The organism is Cellulophaga sp. RHA_52 (assembly GCF_007827205.1).
Taxonomy (GTDB): domain Bacteria; phylum Bacteroidota; class Bacteroidia; order Flavobacteriales; family Flavobacteriaceae; genus Cellulophaga; species Cellulophaga lytica.
Window position 1 is genome coordinate 1,331,730 of the sequence record NZ_VIRZ01000001.1, and the last position, 24,258, is coordinate 1,355,987.

A 24,258-nucleotide genomic window follows, 5' to 3' on the forward strand; every position below is an offset into this window, starting at 1 on the left:
GATCATTGTATCAGTATCACAACCAAAAGTAATAAAACATATGTTAAGACAAATACTTGTATTAGGTGCCGGAAAATCTACCGCTTATTTATTAGATTATTTACTAGAAAAAGCTGCTGAAGAAAGCTTACATATTACTATTGCAGATTTACAACCACAAAATATAGCGCCACATATAGCAAATCATCAGGCTTGTAGTGTAGTTGGTTTAGATATTTTTAATGTAGAAGAAAGGCAAAAACTGGTACAAAAGGCAACCTTAGTAATATCTATGTTGCCAGCAAGTTTACACATACAAGTAGCTAAAGATTGTGTTAATTTTAAAAAACATTTGGTTACGGCATCTTATGTTAGTGATGAGTTACTTGGTTTAAATAAACAGGTAAAAGACAACAAGCTTGTTTTTATGAACGAGATTGGCCTAGATCCTGGTATAGACCATATGAGTGCTATGCAAGTAATAGATAGCATTAGAGAAAAAGGAGGTAAAATGTTGTTGTTTGAGTCTTTTACAGGTGGTTTGGTTGCGCCGGAGAGCGATACTAATTTGTGGAACTATAAATTTACTTGGAACCCAAGAAACGTGGTGGTTGCTGGGCAAGGTGGTGCGGCAAAATTTATACAAGAAGGCACCTATAAATATATACCTTATAACAAACTGTTTAGAAGAACAGAGTTTTTTAATGTAGAAGGTTTTGGTAGGTTTGAGGGGTATGCAAACAGAGATTCTTTAAAATACAGAGAAGCGTATGGTTTGCAAGATGTGCTTACCTTATACAGAGGCACTATGCGCCGCGTTGGTTTTTCTAAGGCGTGGAATATGCTCGTAGAATTAGGAATGACAGATGATAGCTATACTATTGAAAACTCTGAGAATATGAGCTACAGGGCATTTACAAATTTATTTTTACCGTACTCACCAACAGATTCTGTAGAGTTAAAACTACGCCATTACTTAAAAATAGATCAAGATGATGTAATGTGGGGCAAGTTGTTAGAACTACACCTTTTTGACGACACCAAATTTATAACACTTAAAAATGGGACGCCAGCACAAATACTACAGCAAATTTTAGAACAAAGCTGGACACTAGATAAGGATGATAAAGATATGATTGTAATGTACCATAAATTTGGGTACAGCCTTAACGGAGAAAACAAGCAAATAGATTCTAATATGGTTGCTTTGGGTAAAAACCAAACGCATACAGCTATGGCAAAAACTGTTGGTTTACCGGTAGCAATGGCAGCTCTGTTAATTTTAAATAACAAAATAAAAACTTACGGTGTACAAATACCTATTACCAAAGAGGTGTATGACCCTATTTTAAAAGAATTACAGAATTTTGGGATTGTATTTAAAGAGTATAACACAGAATATAAAGGATACAATTCTGCTAAACTACATAGTTAACATTTAACGCTATTTAAGTATATTTACAGTTAATTTATAGCTAAACTTATGAAATTTGATAACGATAGAATAAAAATTGACGGAATAGACAAAAAAATTATAAGGTATCTTATGCAAGATGCTCGTAAGCCTATTTTAGAAATTGCTCGTAAAATAGGAATTTCTGGTGCAGCTATCCATCAACGTTTACGTAAGTTAGAAACATCTGGACTAATGTCTGGTTCTAAGTTTGTTATTAACCCAAAAGTTTTAGGGTATACTACAATGGCATACATTGGTATTTTTTTAGATAAGGCAATGAGCAACCCAAAGGCTGTTAAGGAGCTAGAGAAAATTCCAGAGGTTTTAGAGTGCCACTATACTACAGGCAACTGGTCTATTTTAATAAAAGTGTTGTGTAAAGATAATGAGCATCTTATGCATGTTTTAAATAAAGAAATACAGCAAATACAAGGTGTTTCTAGAACCGAAACTTTTATTTCTTTAAACCAGCAAATAGATAGGCAAATACAAATATAATTGTAGCTATTTATGACAAATGTTCTAGGTTTAATTTTTTTTAATTGTAAATTTGCGGCGTGAAACAGACCTTACTCATAATTGCAATTGTTATTTGCCTAAAGCCAATATTTCCGTTTATGGAGTATGTGGTTAATTATGACTATATTTCTAAAGTACTGTGTATTAACCAAGATAAACCAGAACTAGAATGTAATGGTAAATGTGCGTTAATGAAATCTATAGAAAAATCTACGCAAGAAGAACACAATGAGCAGGCTGTTGTAAAGTCAGAATTTCAGTTGTTATTTCATCAAAATAACCAAGATGTTTTTGTAAGCACACAAATTTCACCTCAAAAAAAATCAAAAATACTTTCTGCAGAGAGTAACTATCATTTTAAATCGGTTTTTAGCCTTTTACGTCCTCCTATTTCTTAAATTTTATTAGTTAAGCTTATTGTTTGTGTTGCTTTTTCAGTTTTTATTGAAAAATCATCATTTGTTGTGCTGTTTTTTAATCAGCCTATAGCTTAACAACGTCTCAGTTTATTTTATTAAAAAAATAATTCAGGTGATTCTTTTCTTAAGTATTCACGCCTTTATTTTAATTCTTTTTTATAAGCTAAACATCTAATAAAATCACATAAAAAATAAGGAAATAGTAAAAATTTAAAATGAAAACAAAATTTTTAAAATCGATAGTAATAAGTTTTAGTTTAATTGCATTGGCATCTTGCTCATCTGATGATGACGGAGAAATGGACAATGTTAACCCAGGACAAGTTACACTAGAATTTGATAATGGTTTTGCAGGAAACAATTTAATAATAGGTAATGCTAATACAGCAAATGCTAATGGTGAGGCCTTAACCGTATCTCGTTTAAATTACATAGTAAGTAATATTGTTTTAATAGATGAGGATGGTATGGAGTACACTTACCCAAAAGAAAGTAGCTACTTTATTATTAGTGAAGATTCTAATGATGAGTTGGCAGACAATACAAAAGTAGTTTTAGAAGATGTACCAGCAGGTACATACACAGCTGTTAAATTTGGTATTGGTGTAGATAAAGAAAAGTACAACCAGGGATTAAGCGGAGCAGGAGAGTTTTGGGATGCTGCTGGTGAGTATGACATGACGTGGTCTTGGGCTGCAGGTTACAAGTACATTAATTTTGAAGGTACTTACACATCTAACACAACTACAGATGAGCAGTTCTGGGTACACTTAGGTAGAGCTAGTGATGAGGTTACAAACTATACAGAAACTACTATAGAGGTGCCTTCTGGTTCTGCAATTATTGTAAATGAAGTAATGGCTCCAGAAGTACATATTATTACAGATGCAAATCAACTTTTAACAGCTACTGAGGCTATAAGTTTAGAGTCATATGACAATGCTATAATGGGTGGCGAAGGTGCAGTGAAAGTAGCGACTAATGTGCCGTTAGCATTTAAAATAGATCATGTACACAACAACGAAGCTGGTAACAGCAGTCACTAATTAATAATTGTGTGTTGCAGGCCTGGTTTTAGTTTTGGTTTTAGCTGGGCTTGTGGCACCTGTTATTTCTTTTTTTAGTTGTAATGAAAAAAATTAGCTTCTTTTTGGTTGTATTGGCTTTTGTAAGTTGCCAGAGTGATGATGATGGGTATACTAATATTCCGGTAGAGTTAGAGGTGCCTGCTCATTTCCCTGAAGTAACTTATAATTTAGCTCACAATCCGTTAACAAAAAACGGAATAGAACTTGGCCGTAAATTGTTTTATGAAGGTGCAGTGTCTTCTACAGGTACGGTTTCATGTGGTACTTGTCATGAACAAAAATATGCGTTTACTCATCACGGACATACATTTAGCCATGGTGTAAACGATTTAGAAGGGACAAGAAATGCACCTCCTGTACAAAATATGGCTTTTTTAGAAAATTTTGCTTGGGATGGTGCAACGGGTCATTTAGATCTTTTTCCTGTAATTCCTATTACTACAGAGGTAGAAATGGATGAGACCTTAGAAAATGTGATAGCAAAGCTGAAAAATAAACCGGACTACAAAGCACTTTTTGCTGCGGCTTTTGAAGATGGTGAGGTAAATTCTGAAAATTTTTTGTTAGCGTTGTCACAGTTTATGGTCACTATGATTTCTGCAGATGCTAAGTATGATAAGTACATAAATAACCAAGTGCAACTAACAGAGATAGAACAGCAAGGTTTGGTACTTTTTGAGCAAAAATGTGCTAGTTGTCACGCTACAGCATTATTTTCTGATGGTAGTTTTAAAAATAATGGTTTGCAACCCAATACCAAATTAAATGATTTAGGTAGGAGTGTAGTAACTGGTTTTGCAGAGGACAATTATAAGTTTAAAGTGCCCAGCCTTAGAAATATTGCGGTTACTGCACCGTATATGCATGATGGTAGATTTGGGTCTTTAGAGGCGGTACTTGCTTTTTATGATAGTGGAGTTGTAGACTCGCAAACCTTAGACCCTTTATTGCGTAGTGGTGAGAGATTGGGTATTGCTACAACAGCAGAGGAAAGGGTGGCAATTATTGCCTTTTTAAACACCCTTACAGATAATACTTTTTTAACGGACGAACGATTTTCAGAAAAATAGAATATGAAAAATTTAACAATAATAACGTGTCTATTGGTTGCGTGTAATGCGTTTGCAACGCATAAAACAGAACCAACAGACAGTTTGCCAGCAACAGCAACAACAAAGCATTACGTTTTTGAAGACTTTTGCGATACTTGTGGTTGTAGTGGTAATGGTGGTAGTATGGGGTTTGGTACTGGTTTAGACACCAATTTTGCAGGTGTGCGTTACATATTTCAAAGTTACAGGTCTAGAGATGGTATATTTAACAATTCACCTTGGATAGATGAAAACTTTAATACATTACAGGCTTGGGGTAGAATACCTTTGGGTAAGCGTTTTTTAGTTAACGCTATAGTTCCCTATCATTTTCATAATAGAGAGTTTGCAAATGAGTCTTCTCAAAATATTAATGGTTTGGGAGATATTACATTGTTGGGGTTTTATAAAATTTTAGCAAAGCAAGATAGTATTATGGTTGTTGGTCCGCAGCACTCTTTACAAGTTGGTGGTGGAGTAAAAATGCCAACAGGTAGTTTTGATAGGGCTAATAATACCGGAAGTGTAAACACTAGTTTTCAATTAGGAACCGGAAGTTGGGATTATGTTACTGCAGTTAATTACGGACTTACACATAACAATTGGGGGATGTCTGCAATGGTAAATTATACGTTTAAAACAAAAAACACTAAAGATTATCAGTTTGGTAATCAGTTAAACTATGGTTTAAATACTTATAAAACATATTACTTGTCTAATGATTTTGCATTAACGCCTGCAGTTGGTGTTAGTGGAGAAAATTATGATGAAGATGAGTCTTACGGATTAACAGTGTTAAACACAGGAGGTAATGTTTTTTTTGGAAAATTTAGTGTAGAGGCTAGTTACAAAACATACTCGTTAGGGGTAACTACAATGTTGCCAATAGATCAAGATTTAAATAATGGTAAGGTTGAGGTAAAAAATAGATTGTCTTTGTACCTAAACATAAATATTTAGCAACGCATAATTGGGCGTAATGTATAACGCTAACTACAGTTAGTTCTAATGGTTTGGGGGAATTTTTTAGAACGTCATTATGTCCAATAAAAAAGGGTGTCTTTAAGTAGACACCCTTTTTGCTTTTTGTATTTTTATAAAAATTAATCTCGTCCAAATACTTGGTAAGCCCAATACACTAATGATGCTAAAGCACCTAAAGCAGCTACAAGATATGTTCTGGCAGCCCATTTTAATGCGTCTTCTGCGCCAGCATATTCTTCTTGGCTAAGCATATTTTTGTTTTTTAACCAAGCTAATGCACGGTTACTAGCATCGTATTCTACTGGTAAAGTAACAAAACTAAACAATGTAGCAAAGCCCATCATTACCAAACCGGCAACTGCTATCCAAAATCCTACACCGCCAGCAACACCAGATACCGCCATTAGAACAACACCACCGTAAACTACCCATTGAGACATGCTAGATGTTACACTAACAACTGGCACTAATTTAGAACGCATTGTTAGCCATTGGTAAGCTGTAGCGTGTTGCACAGCGTGTCCGCATTCGTGTGCAGCAACTGCAGCAGCAGCAGCATTACGTTGGTTGTAAACACCTTCACTAAGGTTTACGGTTTTGTTTGCTGGGTTATAATGATCTGTAAGCATACCAGGGGTAGAGATAACTTTTACGTCTCTAATACCATTATCTGCCAACATTTTTTCTGCTATTTCTGCGCCACTCATACCGTTGCGCAATTGTACTTTAGAGTACTTTTTAAATTTGCTTTTTAGTCTGTTGCTAACAATCCAGCTCACTAAAGCAACTGCACCTATAATAATATAATATGTATACATAGTTTGTGTTTTAAAAAATAAATATAACAATTAAAAAGCAAAAACCTCGCCAAATTTAGCGAGGTTTATTTTACTGACAGTTGTTTGTATTTATGCTAATGCTTCTTCCCAGCCAAAAGCTTCAATAATTTCATTGTAAACTATTTTTCCTGATACAATGTTTAAACCTTTGTGTAAAGAGGCATCTTGTTCACAAGCTGCTTGCCACCCTAAGTTGGCTAGTTTTAAGGTGTATGGCAGTGTTACATTGGTTAATGCCATTGTAGATGTGTATGGTACAGCTCCTGGCATATTAGCTACAGAGTAGTGTACAACATCATCTATAATGTAAATTGGATCTTGGTGGGTAGTTGGTTTGGTGGTTTCTACACAGCCTCCTTGGTCTACAGCAACATCTACTATTACAGTACCTGGTTTCATTTCTTTTAGCATATCTCTGGTGATAAGGTTTGGAGCTTTAGCACCTTTTAAAAGCACACCGCCAATAATAAGATCATGTGTTTTTATGTGTTTTCTAATATTAAACTCGTTAGAAAATTCTGTTGTAACGTGTGGTGGCATTACATCATTAACATAACGTAAGCGTTTCATGTTTACATCTAGTATGGTGACGTGTGCGCCCAAACCAGCTGCCATTTTAGCAGCTTGTACGCCAACAACACCAGCGCCTAAAACCAAAACTTTACCCGGAGCAACACCAGGTACGCCACCTAAAAGTACACCTCTACCTTTAACTGGTTTCTCTAAGTATTTTGCACCTTGTTGTATTGCCATTCTTCCTGCAACTTCAGACATTGGAGTTAGTAGTGGCAAAGTGCCGTCATTGTCTTCAACAGTTTCGTAAGCAATACATATGGCTTTTTGCTTAATCATTGCTTTAGTTAGTGCTTCACTAGATGCAAAATGAAAATATGTAAATAAAATTTGTCCTTCTCTTATAAGGTTGTATTCCTCTTCTATAGGTTCTTTTACCTTTACAATCATATCACTCATTGCGTACACTTGAGCAATAGTGTCTAAAATAGCTGCGCCAGCTTGCTGGTAATCTTCATTGCTAAAACCACTGCCTAAACCAGCTCCAGACTGTACATAAACAGTATGGTTGTTTTTTGTCAATTCAAAAACCCCACCTGGTGTCATACCAACTCGGCTTTCGTTATTTTTAATTTCTTGAGGAATACCAACAATCATAATTAACTATTTTAGATTTTGGTGCTAAATTAAATTAATTATTAAAAGTATTTCTAATTAATCGATAAAAATAAGGGGTATGAGGTTAAAATAATTACTTTTAATAAAAAAACACCCCTGTAAAAACAGGGGTGTGTATAAAATTAAATTGCTTTTTTGTGTTGTTACCCCACGATATTTATAATTTTTCCAGGAACTATAATTATTTTTTTAGGTTCGCGACCTTGTAATTGAGCAATAGTTTTTTCGTGTGCCATTACTGTAGCTTCAATTTCATCTTTAGATAAGTCTAAAGGTAACTCTAGTTTAAATCGCATTTTACCATTAAAAGAAACAGGATATTCTTTACTGCTTTCTACAAGGTGCGATGCATCAAACTTAGGAAAAGGAGCTGTAGCAATAGAAGTGTTGTGTCCTAATTGCTGCCATAACTCTTCTGCTATATGCGGAGCGTAAGGAGAAACTAAAATAGCTAAGGCTTCTAAAATTTCTTTGCTAGTACATTTTTGACTAGACAACTCGTTTACGCAAATCATAAATGTAGATACAGATGTGTTAAAAGAAAAGTTCTCTATATCTTCTGCAACCTTTTTAATGGTTTTGTGTAATGTTTTTAAATTGTCTTTTGTTGGTGCAGTATCTGTAAATTTAGCGCCATTATCATCTAAATATAAACGCCATAATTTTTTTAAGAAACCGTGTGTACCTGTAATACCAGCAGTGTTCCAAGGTTTAGATTGCTCTAGTGGGCCTAAAAACATCTCGTACAAACGCAAGCTGTCTGCGCCATATTCTTCACAAATACTATCTGGACTAACCACATTGTATTTGGATTTAGACATTTTTTCTACCTCACGCTTAACCTTAAAAGTACCATCTTCTTCAGTAATAAAGTCAGCGTCTTTATATTCTGGTCTCCAGTTTATAAAAGCTTCAATATCTAACTCATCAGAAGCATTTACAAAAGAAACATTAGCGTGTATTAATCTATAAGAAACATCAGAAAGCTCATTTTCAGAAATTCCTTTACTATTTAAAAGTTTTAAAAGTTCTTCATATTTAGGATGCTCTGAGTTTAAGTAGTTTGGGCCATCAAACAATCCTGCTGACTCATAAATTTGTAAACTTTTATCATTGTGAAGAGCTTCATACACAAAAGCACTCGTACCTGTAATCATTCCTTGGTTAATCAGTTTTTTAGCAAACTCATTTTTAGGAACAACACCTTTATCAAACAAAAATTTCTGCCAAAAACGTGCGTATAATAAGTGACCGGTTGCGTGCTCACTACCACCAATATATAAATCTACATCTTGCCAGTAGTTAATAGCATCATCAGAAAATATGGCACCTGTATTATTAGGGTCCATATAGCGGTTAAAGTAAAAACTACTACCTGCCCAACCTGGCATTGTGTTTAACTCTAACGGAAATATAGTTTCATTGTTAATTTTACTATTGTCTACAACTTTATTTTCTTTAGTACACCAAGCCCAAACGTTAGCATTACCTAGTGGTGGTTCGCCAGTTTCTGTTGGTAAGTATTTTTCTACCTCTGGTAAGGTAATAGGTAAATGTTTAGCGTCTATCATTTGTGGCATACCATTTACATAATACACAGGAAAAGGTTCTCCCCAGTAACGTTGTCTGCTAAAAACAGCATCGCGCAAGCGGTAGTTAATTTTACCTTTACCGTGTCCTATTTTTTCTAGCTCGTAAATGGCTAGTTTCATTGCTTTTTTGTACGGTAAACCGTTTAGGAAATCTGAATTGGTAATTATAGTTTTGTCTTTATCTGCGTGTGCTTCTTCAGATATATCTACGCCTTCAAAAACATTAGGAATAGGAATATTAAAATGTTTAGCAAAATCATAATCGCGCTGGTCACCACAAGGTACAGCCATTACTGCTCCGGTACCGTATCCCGCTAATACGTAATCTCCAATCCAAATAGGAATAGGTTTTTTTGTAAAAGGGTGTTCTGCATAGGCACCCGTAAATGCACCAGAAATAGTTTTTACATCTGCCATACGCTCGCGCTCACTACGTTTTGCAGTGGCTTGTATGTAGGCATCTACTTCTGCTTTTTGTTCTGGAGTAGTAATGGTTGCTACTAGCTCATGTTCTGGAGCAAGAGTCATAAAACTAACACCAAAAATAGTATCTGGGCGAGTGGTAAAAACATCTATTTGCTCTTTATGATTTTTTACATTAAAAGTAACAGATGCACCTTGACTCCTCCCAATCCAGTTTGTTTGTGAGTCTTTTAAAGGTTGTGGCCAGTCTATGGTATTTAAATCGTCTAACAAACGTTGTGCGTAAGCAGAAATACGCATACTCCACTGTGTCATTTTTTTGCGAATAACAGGATGTCCGCCACGTTCTGATACTCCGTTTATAATTTCATCATTAGCCAATACTGTTCCCAAAGCAGGGCACCAGTTAACTTCGGTTTCTGCTAAGTATGTTAGCCTGTACTGTAATAAAATTTCTTGTTGTTTTTTAGTGTTAAATGCGTTCCATTCATCAGCAGTAAAAACACTAATATCATCATCAGAAACAGCATTTACGGTTGCGTTTCCTTCTTTTTCAAACAAAGTAACAAGTGTAGAAATATCTTCAGCCTTATTGGTGTTGTTATTGTACCAAGAGTTAAATAGCTGAATAAAGATCCACTGTGTCCATTTGTAATAATCAGGATTAGAGGTACGTACTTCACGACTCCAGTCAAAAGAAAAACCAATTTTATCTAGTTGTTCTCTGTACCTGTTTATATTAGTTTTGGTAGTAATTGCAGGGTGTTGCCCTGTTTGTATAGCATACTGTTCTGCTGGTAAGCCAAAAGAATCGTACCCCATTGGGTGTAAAACATTATACCCTTGGTGTCTTTTGTAACGAGCATAAATATCACTGGCAATATACCCAAGTGGGTGGCCAACGTGTAACCCAGCACCAGACGGGTAAGGGAACATATCTAAAACATAAAATTTTTCTTTATCAGAATTATTTTCTGCTTTAAAAGTTTGGTTTTCTGCCCAATATTTTTGCCACTTGGCTTCAATTTCTTTAAAATCGTAGTTCATATGCTTGTCTTCTGCTATTTAGAATGGGGCAAATTTAAGAATTACAAGCCAAACAGCCTACTATTGCTTTTACTAGTATGTAAAAACTTAAACACCCTGCAAAACAAGGTGTTTAATGATATTTTTTAAAAGATATAGCCTAATGAAATTTGTAGCACGCCGTTTTTAATATCTGGGTTTTCTGCAACTGTAGTAATGCCAAAATTATACCTTGCTTCTGTAAAAATACCAGCACCTAAATTAAGTCCAAAACCAGTGTTAAAACCAAAATCTACACTTTTGGCATCTGTATCTAAAGTGCCAATATTGTCGTCATAAAAAACAGCTTTATCAGAAACTAAAAAAGAAACCTGTGGACCGGCTTGTAAAAAGAACTTAGGTAATACGTTGTATTTAAATTGAATAGGAATAGATATGTAGTCTAATTTTGCTTTGTACAGACTGTTTAAATCTGCACCTTGCCTAGAGTACAGTAGCTCTGGTTGAATATTTAGCTTTTCTGAAATTTCGACTTGAGTAAAGAAACCAGCGTGAAAAGTAACAAGGCTATTTTTGTCTTGATTGTTGCCGTACAAATTAGAAACATTTAAACCTGCTTTTGCGCCATAATTTATTTTTTGAGCAATGGCATTACTGCTATAAACAAAAAGAGCTGCTAAAAGTAAAAAGGTAGTTTTTTTCATAATTATATGTTTTTTGTTTTGTAGGATTTTACAACTACTGTGCCAAAAAGTGTTAATTTACAATAAGCTTATTCTTGTTTTTTGTAGATTACTAATTACAAATACCTTTAAAATGTATTATTACAAATTACTTTACTATTTTTACGTATTGTTATAAGTTATGAGTAAATCTTTTGAACGTTATCAAAAAAGGAAGTTAATTTCCTCCTATTTTTCTGTAGTGCTTAGTATAGCCTTAGTGCTGTTTTTGCTAGGTGTGCTAGGTTTGTTGGTGCTTAATACCAAAAAAATGGCAGATCATTTTAAAGAGCAAATTACGGTTTCTGTATTTTTGAAGGATGAGGCTAAACAGGTAGAAATAAACCAATTGCAAAAAAGTTTAGCTATGGCAGACTATACAAAGCAAGCAGTATTTGTGTCTAAAGAGGAAGCTGCAGAACAACATACAGAAGCTATTGGTGAAAATTTTATAGAGTTTTTAGGATATAATCCTTTAAAGAACTCTATAGATGTACAACTTAAAGCAGATTTTGTATCTCCTACGCAAATAGAAGAAATAGCAGAAGCCATACAAGAAAAAGACTATGTAGAAGAGGTTAGTTATGATAAGCCTTTGATATCATTATTAAATGATAATGTTAAAAAAATTAGTTTATGGATTTTGGTAGCTAGCGGAATATTTGCATTTATTGCATTTTTGTTAATTAACAGCTCTATACGCCTGTCTGTTTACTCTAAACGTTTTATTATAAAAACAATGCAAATGGTTGGGGCTACAAAGCGTTTTATACGTAGACCATTTTTATGGACAAACATAAAATTGGGTATGTTGGGAGCCTTAATTGCAATGATAGGTTTGGCGGTGACTATATATTACGTAAACGATTTTTTTCCGGAGTTAACACTACTTAAAGACCCAACAACTTTAGCGTTGCTTTTTGCAGCTATTTTTGTTTTAGGCGTCTTAATTTCGTTTATAAGTACATTTTTAGCTACACAACGTTTCTTAAATCTTAGGACAGACGATTTATATTATTAGATTTGCACTGTTAAAAATTAAACAAGGATTAAATTTTTTACAAAATGAAAAAAAATAATAGCACCACAGAAGAAAGCTCTAAAAAAGAATTTATTTTTCAGAAAAAGAATTACATTTTTATGGCTATTGGCCTAGTTTTTCTTACACTGGGTTTTGTTTTAATGAGTGGTGGTGGTAGTGATGATCCTAATGTTTTTAATCCTGAAATATATAATTTTAGAAGAATTCGCCTAGCACCAACTTTGGTGCTAATAGGTTTAGGCATAGAGGTGTATGCCATTTTGTTAAATCCGCACAAGAAGAAAAACTAAATTTTGGACATATTACAAGCAATTATTTTAGCAATTGTAGAAGGTATAACTGAGTATTTACCAGTATCATCTACAGGGCATATGATTATAGTTTCTTCTTTTTTTGGTATTGCCCAAGAAGAATTTACAAAATTATTTACCATAGTAATACAATTAGGAACCATACTATCTGTAGTTGTACTTTACTTTAAGCGCTTTTTTCAGAGTGTAGATTTTTATTTAAAACTATTGGTAGCATTTATACCTGCTGTTGTTTTAGGGTTGTTGTTAAGTGATGTAATAGACTCATTACTAGAAAACCCGTTAACAGTAGCCATATCCTTAGTAATAGGTGGTGTTATTTTATTACGAGTAGACCATTGGTTTGCGGACTCTGAAGAAAAAGAAATTACGTATTTAACCGCATTAAAAATTGGTTTTTTTCAGTGCTTGGCTATGATTCCAGGAGTTAGTAGAAGTGGTGCAAGTATAGTGGGTGGTATGTCTCAAAAACTATCTAGAACTGTAGCGGCAGAGTTTAGTTTTTTTTTAGCAGTACCTACAATGTTAGGCGCAACATTAAAAAAGAGTTACGACTTTTATAAGCTAGGGTACACCTTAACAGGAGAGCAAATTAACTTGTTAATAATTGGTAATGTAGTTGGTTTTTTAGTAGCACTATTAGCCATAAAAACATTTATAGGGTATTTAAGTAAACACGGTTTTAAAATGTTTGGTTATTACCGTATTGTAGTTGGGTTGGCTATATTAGCAATTCATTACTTTGTACACCCGTTAATAATAATCTAATTTTTATAGCGTGACAACTAAAGAAGAATTTTTAGAAGGACAAATATTGCTTATAGATAAACCGTTAACTTGGTCATCTTTTCAGGCAGTAAACGCTTTAAAATGGGGTATTCGCAGAAAATTTGATTTAAAGAAAATAAAAATTGGTCACGCTGGTACTTTAGATCCATTAGCTACGGGTTTATTAATTATATGCACAGGTAAATTCACCAAAAAAATACCTGCACTACAAGGTCAAATAAAAGAGTATACAGGAACCATAACTGTTGGGGCAACCACACCGTCTTATGATATGGAAACCACAGTGGAAAAGACTTATCCAACAGAACATATAACTACAGAAAAAATACACGCAGCAACAACTAATTTTATTGGAAAAATACAACAAGTGCCACCAGTTTTTTCAGCTTTAAAAAAGGATGGTAAACGGCTGTATGAGTATGCAAGAGAAGGACAAGCAGTAGAAGTAAAATCTAGAGAAATAGAAATTACTGAGTTTGAAATTACCAATATAAATTTACCAGAAATAGAGTTTAGAGTAGTGTGTAGTAAAGGTACCTACATACGCTCTTTAGCAAATGATTTTGGTAAAGCACTGCAAAGTGGTGGGTATTTATCTGCTTTAAGAAGAACCAAAATAGGTGATTTTAACGTAGATAATGCAATAACCCCAGCAGATTTTCATACAACAGTATTGGGGATGCCTAAACCAAAAGAGTAGTAAAAAAACACCTTTTTTGATTAAGAATAAAATATTTTTATAAAAACAAGGTTATAAGTTATATGTTTAAAGATAGTAGATACTTATCATTTTTAATCACATTCTTTTCTATGTCTATTGTTATATTGTCTTTATACAATATACACTTAGGAGCAAAGGAGAAGGAAGAGTATGTGGTAGAATTAGCTATGCTAGAAGAAGATGAGGAGTTAGAGGAGATGCAGAAAGAAGAAGAGCAACAACCTACACAGCAGCAAGAAATTAAAAGCCATATGGCGTATAATGAAAAGGCAAAACCAACTTATGGTAATCCAGAGCCTTTAAAAACGCTTGAAGAGTTAATGGAAGAGGCTAAGTCTGATGCGGAAAGCGATCCTAACTCTAAATTGGTGAGTTCTGAAAATGGTTACGCAGCCAGTTTAAAAGAATTAGCAAAAAAACGAAAAGAAGCCAAACAAAGGTTAGGTGAAAAAGACGCTAAAAAAGATGAGGTTTCTCATAACTTAGCAAAACGTAAAACGTCTATTTCTTTTTCATTAGTAAAAAGAAGCGCTTATGATTTGCCACCACCAACATACACTTGTATAGAAGGAGGTAAAGTGGTTATAAATATAGTAGTAGATAATTTAGGCAATGTAATAGATGCAGAATTTAATAAAAAAAGTTCTGGTACAAGTAATGGTTGTTTGGTAGATAATGCTATTGAATATGCATTAAAGTCTAAATTTAGCAACGCATCTAAGGAGCGCCAAAAAGGAACAATTACTTACCTATTTCAAGGCAAGTAATTGTGTAAGATCTTCAATAATAGTATTTCCTTTATCTTTATTGTACCACACTTGTAGCTCTTGTTTAAACTCCGGAGTTAAACTTCCGTTTTTAGCTTTAAAATTTTCAACAATTTTAGTTAGTTTACTTGGTCTTGGCCCCCAATCACCTATAACTTCTTGTGTATCTTCATTAAAAGCAATAAGTCTAGGTATAGATAATGTGTTGTTGTATAAAAAATGATTCATCAGCTCTAAATTTTCATCTCTAAGAATCACTTTTACATTAATATTAGAACTCTGTTCTGCAAATTTTTGCATTACAGGCATAGACTGTGCAGCATCTCCACACCAACTCTCTGTTAATACAAGCCAAGTAACTTTAGCAGTTACTTGTTTTATTTTGCTAATAGTAGCATCGGTTAGCTTTGTTGTTTTATCTAACCGCTTCATACGTTTGTCATTTAGCATAGTGTAGTTTGCTAAAGCATCTGTCTGTAACACACCTGTAGACTTGTTGTTAGCTACTAAATTGCGCATTTGTTCTCTGTACTCTGTGTATGGCATAGCAGCAGAGATTGCATTAGTAATTAATGAGGTTACTGTAGTATTTATTGTATTTGTAGAATTCATAACTAAACGCTTTACTTTTTTATTCAAAAATAATATAGAAACTATTTATATAAACTGATAATGATCATATTGGTAGTAGAAAGTTGAGTAAACTTACATATCTTTAAATCGATCAAAATAAAATAAATGGAAAAACACAGATGTGGTTGGTGTGTAGGTGATGATTTGTATGAGGTATATCATGACAAAGAGTGGGGAACTCCTGTAAAGGATGATAAATTGTTATTTGAGTTTTTAATTTTAGAAACTTTTCAGGCTGGGTTAAGTTGGATAACAATTTTACGTAAGCGAGAAAATTTTAGAAAAGCCTTTGATAATTTCGATTATAAAAAAATTGTAAATTACAAACAAGATAAAATAGATGCTTTGTTACAAGATGCTGGTATTATTAGAAATAAGTTAAAAGTGAACTCTGCTATAACCAATGCAGCTGCTTATATTAAAATACAAAAAGAGTTTGGTAGTTTTAGTGCTTACATATGGAGCTTTGTAAACAACAAGCCAATAAAAAATGCGTTAACTAATTATAAAGAAGGGCCTGCAAACACGCCTTTGTCTGACGCTATAAGTAAAGACTTAAAAAAAAGAGGATTTAAATTTGTAGGTAGTACGGTTGTTTATGCGTTTATGCAGGCAACAGGTATGGTTAATGATCATGAAATTAGTTGTTTTAGATATAATGAAGTGTAGTATGTTTAGATTAAAAAAGATTGGTTTCTCTGTTGTTCTACTTTTTTTCTGTGTGATAACAATTGTAGCGCAAAATAAAATAGAAAGGGAACACAGAATTTTAAAATCTCAGTTCCCAGAGGTTTTATATATTAAGGAAAAACTAGGTGATGATGTTAAAAAAATAAAATACTATAAGGAAGTTGGTCCGCAAGAAGTTGTGTATACTACCAAGTTTAAAAAGGTTAAGCTCCACTACCATATGCAATATTCTAACAATGGAGATTTACAAAATATTGGGTTTAGAATAAAGCAGGTAGATTTTCCTTTTGAAGCTTTTACGGCTATAAATAACCAATTGGTGTACTCTTATGATAAATTTAAAATTATAAGAATGTATCAGCAATATCCAGTACAATCTAAGGAAGATGAAGCTTCTGTACTTAAAAGTGCATTTATGAATTTAATGGAGCCTAATATGCAGTACAGACTTATTGTTAAGGGAAGAAAAGATGGTAAAAAAGTTCTAAAAGAATTCTGGTTTACGGCATCAGGATCTTTTGTAAAAGAAAGAAATATGCTGCCAGCAAATTATGATAGGGTTTTATATTAATTTACAAAACCAGTAAATTACAACCTCTAATATCAGAATTGTCAAACCTACCAATAATTTCAAAGCTTTGGTTTGTGTGTACTTTACCTAAATCTTGAGTAGCAATAAAAGCGCAAGAGTTTACATTTGCTAAGTCAATTACATTTATCCCTCCTGTTTTTCCATTCTTTTGGAGTGTTAATGGGTCTTCTGGATCTCTAGTTAAAATTTTCATCCAAGGTGGTGTATTAAAAATACCGTTTCCTTTAGAATAAGCTTGAGAAAGTAACTCGGTCATTCCGTACTCAGAATGTATTTCTGTAACACCAAACCCATTTTTTAACTCTTGGTGTAGTTCTTCTCTAATTAGTTCTTTTCTTCTACCTTTCATACCACCAGTTTCCATTATAATGGTATTTTTAAGATGTAAATTGTATTGCTCTGCCATATCTAACAAGGCAAAAGAAACACCAATTAAAAGTACTTGTGTGCCGTTTTCTTCTAGTAATTTTAATTTAGAAACAAGAGCGTTAATATTATGTAAGTAAAAGCCACTATCTGGGTGTTCACTTTTTTTAATAAGGTCATCTGCCATATAAATTAAAGAAGAACCTTTACGCTCTAAATATGATGGTAATAGCGCTAAAACACAATATTTTTTAATATCTCCGTAAAAATATTTAAAACCTTTTAGGTAACTATCTATATACACTTGTACGTTAGAAACATAATGTTTGCTTGTTACAGTGCCAGTTGTGCCACTACTGCTAAATGTAACTTCTGGCGTAGTGTTTTTTACAAGTACTTTTTTGGTTTTAAAAAACTGAATAGGTAAAAACGGAATATCTGTAAAATGGTTTACGTTGTGACTATTTTTATTTAAATGGTTGCAAAACTCACTGTAAACTAAATTGTTTTTATACTGAAAATTAAATACAGCTAGCGCAGCAGTATTAAAATCCTCTTTAGTTTTTATGTTAAAAATAGTTTCTGTATTCATTGTTGCAAATAATACTGCAAAAGTAAGCAACTACTTAGTTGTAAAAAACAAAAAGCCCTAACATATTGTTAGGGCCTTTATGTGGTTGTTTGGGCTTAATTTTTATTTCACGACTAATTTGCGTGTCACTGTTTTTTTATTTTCTGTTACTTGCATTAAATACATCCCAGGAATTAACTTAGAGATATTTAATTGTTTAGCAATTAACCGTTGTTTTAAAACTACTTCACCAAAAATATTATAAACAACAATATCTTTAGCTTTGTTTTCTTTAGTAGTAATGTAAACGGTTCTGTCCGCTACCGGGTTTGGATATAGTTTAAAATCTGCAATTTGGGGAATATTGCTATTTTGCATAGGCAAGTTAACCACCTTTTCTTGGGCAGAAACTAGCAAGCAAAATGTCATTAAAAACAAAATGTAGATTTTCTTCATTTTTTGCTGATTTGGGATTAGCTCTGTAAATGTATGTTAAGTAAATACTTAAAAATATTTATTGTTGTGAAAAAGGATTATTTGTAGGTTAAATCACCTTTTTTTGTTTGTTAAGAAATAAATTTTGAAAAAGTACGTTGCTCGGATAAACTGCAAGTACTTATTTTATAATTAGTTTGCGAGTTGCAACTTTGTCTTTTTCAAAAACGCGAATTACGTATACACCTGCATCTAAATTAGATAAATTTAACTCTTTGCCAATTAATTTAGTTTCTAGTGCTTTATTTCCTAAAACATCAAAAATTAATATTTTTTTAGGGGCATTTTTCTTAGTACTAATGTATATTTTTCCACTAGTTACAGGGTTTGGGTAAAGCTTTAAACCTTCTATATCAGAGCTATTCTTGGCATCTTGCCCAAAAGCAACCACCGTAGAAAATACAAAGAATAAGACAAGGTATAAGTGTTTCATATATAGCTGTATGCAATAAATATACTACAAATATACTAAACTGAAACTTTTTACGTTACAATAAATTTAACATTTTCGATAAAAAGAAAAAACTTTAGCAAATGAAAGAAAAAACATCATAATTTACTACAGCTGTTTAATGTATAAAAAAAACCGCCTAAACTTAGTTTAGGCGGTTCATTTAAATGTATGTTTTTATGGCTTATAAACCAACTGTCCACCCAGTAGCCCAGTCAGGAGTAGCAGCGCCATTACCAGCACCAGTTGCAGTACCTTCTGTGTAGAAGTCTTGCTTAGCACCTGTGTAATCAGTTTCAACAAATCCAGTTGCTTTAGCGTCAAATTGGATGTTAGTAATAACTAAATCACCAGCTTCAATTCTTGTTGCTGCAGGAGCATCTGTACTTTTAACTTTAATTCCTAAATCAATTCCAGAAGTGTATAAGTTATCAATTGTGAATTTTCCACCACCTTCTTTGTAGTAAAGTGCACCTTCTGTAACAGGACCAACAACAGTAATGTTGCTTAATGTAGTTGTAGTTACAGGATCTACACCAACTGGCTCTTCTGCAAGGTTAGAACCTTCTATACCAGCAAAAGCAGCTCCAGAGATATACCAAAATTCTCCGTTACCATTCCATCCGTCAGCAAAGTCAATACCGTCATCACCAGAGTTAGTAGACACTAAGTATTTACCAGTAACAGTACCACCAAAGAACTCAATACCATCATCGTTACCGTTGTAAGACTGTACATACTCTACAGTAGTCTCAGAACCAACACCAAATAAAGATAAGCCGTTAAACTCTTTAGAGTTTGTAAAAGTTGCGCCAGTGTACTCTAAACGTAAGTAAGTAATAGAACCAGAATTATCATCTGCAACAGTACCACCATAAGTTAAATCTGCAACTTCAGAAGTAACAGCAGTACCTTTGTTTGTTGGAGCTTTACCACAAACAACTAAACCACCCCAATCACCAGGAGCAGGAGAAGCCTCACCAGAAGTCATAACTACTGGCTCTGTAGCAGTACCATTTACAAATATTTTACCACCTTGTGCAACTGCAATGTAAGAGCTAGTTTGTCCTGTAGCTTCAATAACAGTACCAGCAGGTATAGTTAACTCACCACCATCTAATATTTCTAATTTACTAGTAAGTAAGTATTTTACGTCTGCTTGTAAAGAAACAGCAGAAGTAATTGTACCTTCTAAGTTAGATTCTGTAACACCGCTGTTATCTAAACCTCTTGTCCAACCAGCAGCCCAGTCAGGAGCAGCAGCACCATTACCAGCACCAGTTGCAATACCTTCAGATATAAAAGATTGGTTAGCACCAGTGTAATCTGTTTTTTCAAAACCATCTGCTACACTTGCAAACTGCATGTTAGTAATTTTTAAAGCTTCAGCTTCAATTCTTGTTGCTGCAGGAGTATCTGTACTTTTAACTTTAACACCTAAGTCTGTACCAGCAGTGTAAAAGTTATCTATTGTGAAGTTTCCGCCACCTTCTTTGTAGTAAAGAGCACCTTCTGTAACAGGACCAACAACAGTAATGTTGCTTAATGTAGTTGTAGTTACAGGATCTACACCAACTGGCTCTTCTGCAAGGTTAGAACCTTCTATACCAGCAAAAGCAGCTCCAGAGATATACCAGAAATCTCCATTACCATTCCAGCCGTCAGCAAAGTCAATACCGTCATCACCAGAGTTTGTAGACACTAAGTATTTACCTGTTACAGTACCACCAAAGAATTCAATACCGTCATCACCACCGTTGTAAGACTGTACATACTCTACAGTAGTACCAGAACCAACACCAAATAAAGATAAACCGTTAAATTCTTTATCATTAGTAAAAGTTGCACCTGTGTATTCTATACGTAGGTATTTTATAACACCAGAATTATCATCACTAACAGTACCACCATAAGTTAAATCTGCAACTTCAGAAGTAACAGCAGTACCTTTGTTTGTTGGCGCTTTACCACAAACAACTAAACCACCCCAGTTACCAGGAGCAGGAGAAGCTTCACCAGAAGTCATAACTACTGGATCACTAGCTGTACCATTTACAAATATTTGACCTCCTTGAGCAACAGCTATATATGATGCTGTACCACCAGTAGCTTTAATTACAGTACCTGCAGGTATTGTTAATTTACCACCATCTAATATTTCTAATTTACCTTTTAATTCGTATTCTAATGAAGCATCTAAGGTTAATTCATCGCTAATTTCTCCTTCTAATGCTGTAGAAGCACATGGTTGACAAGAAGATCCTCCACAGTCAACTCCTGTTTCATCTCCATTTTGTATGCCGTCAGAGCAAGTATTTTTGTCGCCAGAGTCGTCATCACTACTACATGATACCATTACAGTTCCAAGAACTGAAGCGATCATCATAAATTTTAAGAAAGTTTTTTTCATTTTTCCGTTTGTTTAATAATTTAATGCGAATTAAGACTTTGGTTGTTAACCAGTTGTTAACTCAGTTTTATATAAGTGTAACTATACTATTAATTAAAAGTTATATGACAAAGAAAGTTTTACGTTAGCACCTCTTTTGTAAGATAGTACTGTAACATCTTGTTCGTCTTGGAATCTTTCTACAGAAGGGTTTAATATATTTTTAGCAGAAAGTCCAATTCTAATGTTTTCATTTAGTTGTGCTTTTGCTATAAAATCTAAAGAACCAAAACCTTTATCAACCAAGTTGCCTTTTCCTTGTACTCCTAAAGCGTATATTCTGTCTGAAAAATAGTTGTAAGCAATTGTAGTTGTAATGTTTTTGTTTTTACTGTAGTCTTTAGAAAAGCTAATGTCTCCGTTTAGTAACAAATCAGACGCTCCAGTTAAGCCGTCTTCCTCATTAGAAAAGTTTACGCTTAATGGAAAGCCAGCAGCGGTAGTTTCTTCAATTATCTTATCAGGGTTTAGCTCTTGATTTGTATTCATGTAAGATGCATTAAAGCCTGCAGATAATACAGTTTTTAATACGCTGTCTTCAGTATCTTTTTCTGTAGCAAAAAGATCTTTTCTTACTTCTAGTTCTACACCGTATGCTTTTGCCCAGTCACCAGAGTTTACGTAGCTAATTACGTTAGATGCAGAGTTAATTGTAATTTCATTAATAGGGTTTTCAATATATTTACCAAAAACACCTAATGAAATAATTTCACTAGAGTTAGGGAACATTTCCCATTTTAAGTCAAAGTTGTAATCTGTAGAAGCGTATAAACTTGGGTTACCAGTGTAAGTTGTTGTAACATCTTCAAATAAGAATAATGCTCTTTCTTTAAATTGTGGTAAGGTATATGTTTTACTAGCTGCAAACTTTAAGTTTTGCTTATCGTTTAGTTCATATTTTAAAGATAAAGCAGGTAAAAATTCTGTTTTTTCAAATTCATTAGAATCTCCCGCTGGGTCTATAGATGTACTCCAATCTATACTTTGGTTAATTTGCTCTACGCGTAAACCTGCAATTAATGTAAATTTAGGATTAAATGCATACTCTAAATTAGTATAAGCGGCGTGTATATCTTGGTTACCATTATAAGTTTGTGGTTGTAATGCAATTGGGTTATTGGCATTACCTCTAAAGGTACTTAAGCTAAATAAGCCTGCATTTAAGTTCTCTTGAGTAAAATAAGCATCTAAATTGTAAGGGTCAGTAATAATAGGTTGTGGTATTGTAGACCCATCATTATTTCTTGTATTTATATTAAAGTTAAATTGAGTAGCTTCAAAATCAACTTCTTTAAATCTTCCGCTATAACCAACAGTTAATTTACCGTCATATAAATCATCCTCATTTTTCTTAAACTTATAAGTTGCAGATAAATTAGCAGCTAATTCATCTTCAGTTAAGTCTTGATAAAACCTGTGGTTATCAGAGTTACTAATAGATCTACGGAAAGATTTTGGTCCGTTTGGCTCATCCCAATCATCAGGAGATAGTGTAGTTTGTTTTCTGTTAGGAATACTACTTTCTACAGTGTTGTATGATGCTCCCCAATTAACCTCTAATTGTTCTCCAATTTTATGATCTCCTAATAATTGATTTACAAAAAGAGAAGTTCTTTCAAAAGTTCCTCTTTGTATTAAACCACCGCCTTCTGGCGCGTAATCAAAAACATTAATAACACCATTGTATTCTTGTTGTTTTTGAGTAGAAGTGTTTACGTATAAAGAGTTATATTTAATTGATGATCTACCTATTGTATAACCAATATTAGCCATTAATGTAGAGTTTGTGCTATACTCGTAACTAGTATAGTCAAAATCTTTAGCAATTAAGCCGCTAGGAGAAGTGCTACCTCTTGCAACACCTTCTTTATATTTGTAGTCGTTATCAAAAGTACCAACAGCAAAAAAGCTTAATTTACTTTGCTCACCTAAGGTATAAGAATCGCCACCAGATAAAGATAGGCTAGTAACTATAGGTGTAGGGGCAGATTCTCTGTCCCAGCTGGTTGTGTAGTTGTAATTGTTTAATGGAAAATCTGGATAGTCATTAGTATAAAAACCATATACATCTGGGCCATCGTTTAAGTAAAAATCACTTTCGCCAATAGCTTCAGTGTTAATACCAGTACCAACTCCTAGTTGTAAAAAGCCAGATCCTTTATAGTTTTTTGAAGAAATATCAATATTTGCACCTGCAAAGTCACCGTAGTTTTTGGCGTTATATGTTTTATCAATACCAATATACTCAACAATATCAGTAGAAAAAATATCTAAATCAATGTTTTTTCTAGAAGGATTATTGGTTGGTAAAGGCAATCCATTCATTGTAGTAACGTTGTAACGATCTCCTAAACCACGTACAAAAACACTACCAGAACCTTCTTGTTTAGAAATACCGGTTGTTTTGGTAACAGCAGTAGCAACATCACTAACACCTTTACGTGCTAATTCTTGTGCGCCAATTGCAGTTTTCATTTCTACAGCTTTCTTTTGATCTAGTAATAAAGCTGTTTCAGAATCTTTTCTTGTAACTGTTGTAATAACAATTTCATCTAACATCATTCCTTCGTTAGCTGCCATTGGTACATTTATTGTAGTAACCTTGCCAGCAACAATAGCAACATTAGGTATTTCTACAGTTTCATATCCAACATAACTAAATACTACTGTGTATGTACCCGGCTCTAAATTTGCAATCTCATATAAGCCATCAAAATCTGATGTTGTTCCTTTAGTCGTTCCTTTAATTAGTACGTTAGCAAATGGTAACGGGTCATTATTCATTTCTTTGTCGGTTAATTTCCCAACAACGCTTCCTGTTTCTTGTGCCTTTGATACTAAGCACGTTAGTAGGCAAAATGTCAATAATAAAAGTCTCATTAATTTCGTTTAATAGTTGGCGCAAAGAACGTGTCAACCTGTGAACGCGATGTTACCTGTGTGTTAACAATTTAATTCTTAATTGTTATTTAAATGTTATGATATTAAATGAATGTTAAGCAGCTTTGAAGTATAAGTATTATCTTTACTTTTGGCGAACCAATCAATAAAA

General features: G+C 33.7%; 23 protein-coding genes. 13 read left to right on the forward strand and 10 right to left on the reverse strand.

Annotation, left to right across the window (positions count from 1 at the left end; translation table 11 throughout):
• Positions 1-40: 40 nt before the first annotated feature.
• The 6 genes from JM80_RS05895 to JM80_RS05920 all read left to right on the forward strand — a co-directional run bounded on the left by JM80_RS05895 (position 41) and on the right by JM80_RS05920 (position 5,512).
• A complete protein-coding gene (locus tag JM80_RS05895; RefSeq protein WP_144709469.1) occupies positions 41-1,414 on the forward strand; it encodes a saccharopine dehydrogenase family protein in 1,374 nt (457 codons plus the stop codon).
• Between the two features lie 48 nt (positions 1,415-1,462).
• Positions 1,463-1,933: an Lrp/AsnC ligand binding domain-containing protein gene (locus JM80_RS05900; protein ID WP_013620492.1), complete on the forward strand. Its 471-nt coding sequence runs from the start codon at positions 1,463-1,465 to the stop codon at positions 1,931-1,933.
• Between the two features lie 59 nt (positions 1,934-1,992).
• Positions 1,993-2,352: a hypothetical protein gene (locus JM80_RS05905; protein ID WP_141103727.1), complete on the forward strand. Its 360-nt coding sequence runs from the start codon at positions 1,993-1,995 to the stop codon at positions 2,350-2,352.
• A gap of 236 nt (positions 2,353-2,588) precedes the next feature.
• The gene (locus tag JM80_RS05910; RefSeq protein WP_144709470.1) at positions 2,589-3,419 is read left to right on the forward strand and encodes an MbnP family protein; all 831 of its coding nucleotides are present in this window, start codon (positions 2,589-2,591) and stop codon (positions 3,417-3,419) included.
• 83 nt (positions 3,420-3,502) lie between these two features.
• Positions 3,503-4,531 carry a cytochrome-c peroxidase gene (locus tag JM80_RS05915; RefSeq protein WP_186439757.1) on the forward strand — a complete coding sequence of 343 codons (1,029 nt, stop codon included), beginning with the start codon at positions 3,503-3,505 and terminating at the stop codon, positions 4,529-4,531.
• Between the two features lie 3 nt (positions 4,532-4,534).
• Positions 4,535-5,512 (forward strand): transporter, encoded by a 978-nt coding sequence (locus JM80_RS05920; RefSeq protein ID WP_255436681.1) that lies wholly within the window; start codon positions 4,535-4,537, stop codon positions 5,510-5,512.
• 143 nt (positions 5,513-5,655) lie between these two features.
• Here JM80_RS05920 and JM80_RS05925 read toward each other — a convergent pair whose 3' ends face one another.
• The 4 genes from JM80_RS05925 to JM80_RS05940 form a co-directional block, all read right to left on the reverse strand.
• Positions 5,656-6,354: a zinc metallopeptidase gene (locus tag JM80_RS05925; RefSeq protein WP_013620487.1), complete on the reverse strand. Its 699-nt coding sequence runs from the start codon at positions 6,352-6,354 to the stop codon at positions 5,656-5,658.
• Positions 6,355-6,444: 90 nt separating this feature from the next.
• Complete coding sequence (ald, locus tag JM80_RS05930) at positions 6,445-7,545, reverse strand: alanine dehydrogenase (RefSeq protein ID WP_034646050.1); 1,101 nt, start codon at positions 7,543-7,545, stop codon at positions 6,445-6,447.
• Positions 7,546-7,709: 164 nt separating this feature from the next.
• Positions 7,710-10,628, reverse strand: a complete 2,919-nt coding sequence (locus JM80_RS05935) for a leucine--tRNA ligase (protein ID WP_144709471.1) — start codon at positions 10,626-10,628, stop codon at positions 7,710-7,712.
• A gap of 125 nt (positions 10,629-10,753) precedes the next feature.
• Positions 10,754-11,311: a porin family protein gene (locus JM80_RS05940; RefSeq protein WP_144709472.1), complete on the reverse strand. Its 558-nt coding sequence runs from the start codon at positions 11,309-11,311 to the stop codon at positions 10,754-10,756.
• 160 nt (positions 11,312-11,471) lie between these two features.
• Between JM80_RS05940 and JM80_RS05945 the strand changes: the two genes are divergently transcribed.
• From JM80_RS05945 to JM80_RS05965, 5 genes are all read left to right on the forward strand, one after another.
• Positions 11,472-12,350, forward strand: a complete 879-nt coding sequence (locus JM80_RS05945; RefSeq protein ID WP_144709473.1) for an ABC transporter permease — start codon at positions 11,472-11,474, stop codon at positions 12,348-12,350.
• Between the two features lie 44 nt (positions 12,351-12,394).
• Positions 12,395-12,661, forward strand: a complete 267-nt coding sequence (locus JM80_RS05950; protein ID WP_013620482.1) for a DUF3098 domain-containing protein — start codon at positions 12,395-12,397, stop codon at positions 12,659-12,661.
• 3 nt (positions 12,662-12,664) lie between these two features.
• Complete coding sequence (locus JM80_RS05955) at positions 12,665-13,450, forward strand: undecaprenyl-diphosphate phosphatase (protein WP_013620481.1); 786 nt, start codon at positions 12,665-12,667, stop codon at positions 13,448-13,450.
• Positions 13,451-13,460: 10 nt separating this feature from the next.
• Complete coding sequence (truB, locus tag JM80_RS05960; RefSeq protein ID WP_144709474.1) at positions 13,461-14,171, forward strand: tRNA pseudouridine(55) synthase TruB; 711 nt, start codon at positions 13,461-13,463, stop codon at positions 14,169-14,171.
• Positions 14,172-14,281: 110 nt separating this feature from the next.
• Entirely contained in the window at positions 14,282-14,959 is a 678-nt protein-coding gene (locus tag JM80_RS05965) for a hypothetical protein (RefSeq protein WP_255436685.1), read from the forward strand.
• On the opposite strand, the gene JM80_RS05970 is transcribed toward JM80_RS05965, so the two are convergent.
• Positions 14,942-15,571 carry a thioredoxin family protein gene (locus JM80_RS05970; protein ID WP_144709476.1) on the reverse strand — a complete coding sequence of 210 codons (630 nt, stop codon included), beginning with the start codon at positions 15,569-15,571 and terminating at the stop codon, positions 14,942-14,944. The genes JM80_RS05965 and JM80_RS05970 overlap by 18 nt on opposite strands.
• Before the next feature lie 126 nt (positions 15,572-15,697).
• On the opposite strand from JM80_RS05970, the gene JM80_RS05975 reads away from it, so the two are divergent.
• On the forward strand, positions 15,698-16,261 hold the full coding sequence (locus JM80_RS05975; protein ID WP_144709477.1) for a DNA-3-methyladenine glycosylase I: 564 nt from the start codon (positions 15,698-15,700) through the stop codon (positions 16,259-16,261).
• A 52-nt stretch (positions 16,262-16,313) separates the two neighbouring features.
• Positions 16,314-16,853, forward strand: a complete 540-nt coding sequence (locus JM80_RS05980; protein ID WP_144709478.1) for a hypothetical protein — start codon at positions 16,314-16,316, stop codon at positions 16,851-16,853.
• Between the two features lies 1 nt (position 16,854).
• On the opposite strand, the gene JM80_RS05985 is transcribed toward JM80_RS05980, so the two are convergent.
• The 5 genes from JM80_RS05985 to JM80_RS06005 all read right to left on the reverse strand — a co-directional run bounded on the left by JM80_RS05985 (position 16,855) and on the right by JM80_RS06005 (position 24,086).
• Complete coding sequence (locus JM80_RS05985; RefSeq protein ID WP_034646127.1) at positions 16,855-17,832, reverse strand: acyltransferase; 978 nt, start codon at positions 17,830-17,832, stop codon at positions 16,855-16,857.
• A 102-nt stretch (positions 17,833-17,934) separates the two neighbouring features.
• A complete protein-coding gene (locus JM80_RS05990; RefSeq protein WP_013620471.1) occupies positions 17,935-18,267 on the reverse strand; it encodes a T9SS type A sorting domain-containing protein in 333 nt (110 codons plus the stop codon).
• Between the two features lie 160 nt (positions 18,268-18,427).
• Positions 18,428-18,739, reverse strand: a complete 312-nt coding sequence (locus JM80_RS05995; protein WP_013620470.1) for a T9SS type A sorting domain-containing protein — start codon at positions 18,737-18,739, stop codon at positions 18,428-18,430.
• A 202-nt stretch (positions 18,740-18,941) separates the two neighbouring features.
• Positions 18,942-21,167: a hypothetical protein gene (locus JM80_RS16420; RefSeq protein WP_013620469.1), complete on the reverse strand. Its 2,226-nt coding sequence runs from the start codon at positions 21,165-21,167 to the stop codon at positions 18,942-18,944.
• Positions 21,168-21,260: 93 nt separating this feature from the next.
• Positions 21,261-24,086 carry a TonB-dependent receptor gene (locus tag JM80_RS06005; RefSeq protein WP_013620468.1) on the reverse strand — a complete coding sequence of 942 codons (2,826 nt, stop codon included), beginning with the start codon at positions 24,084-24,086 and terminating at the stop codon, positions 21,261-21,263.
• Between the last annotated feature and the right edge of the window lie 172 nt (positions 24,087-24,258).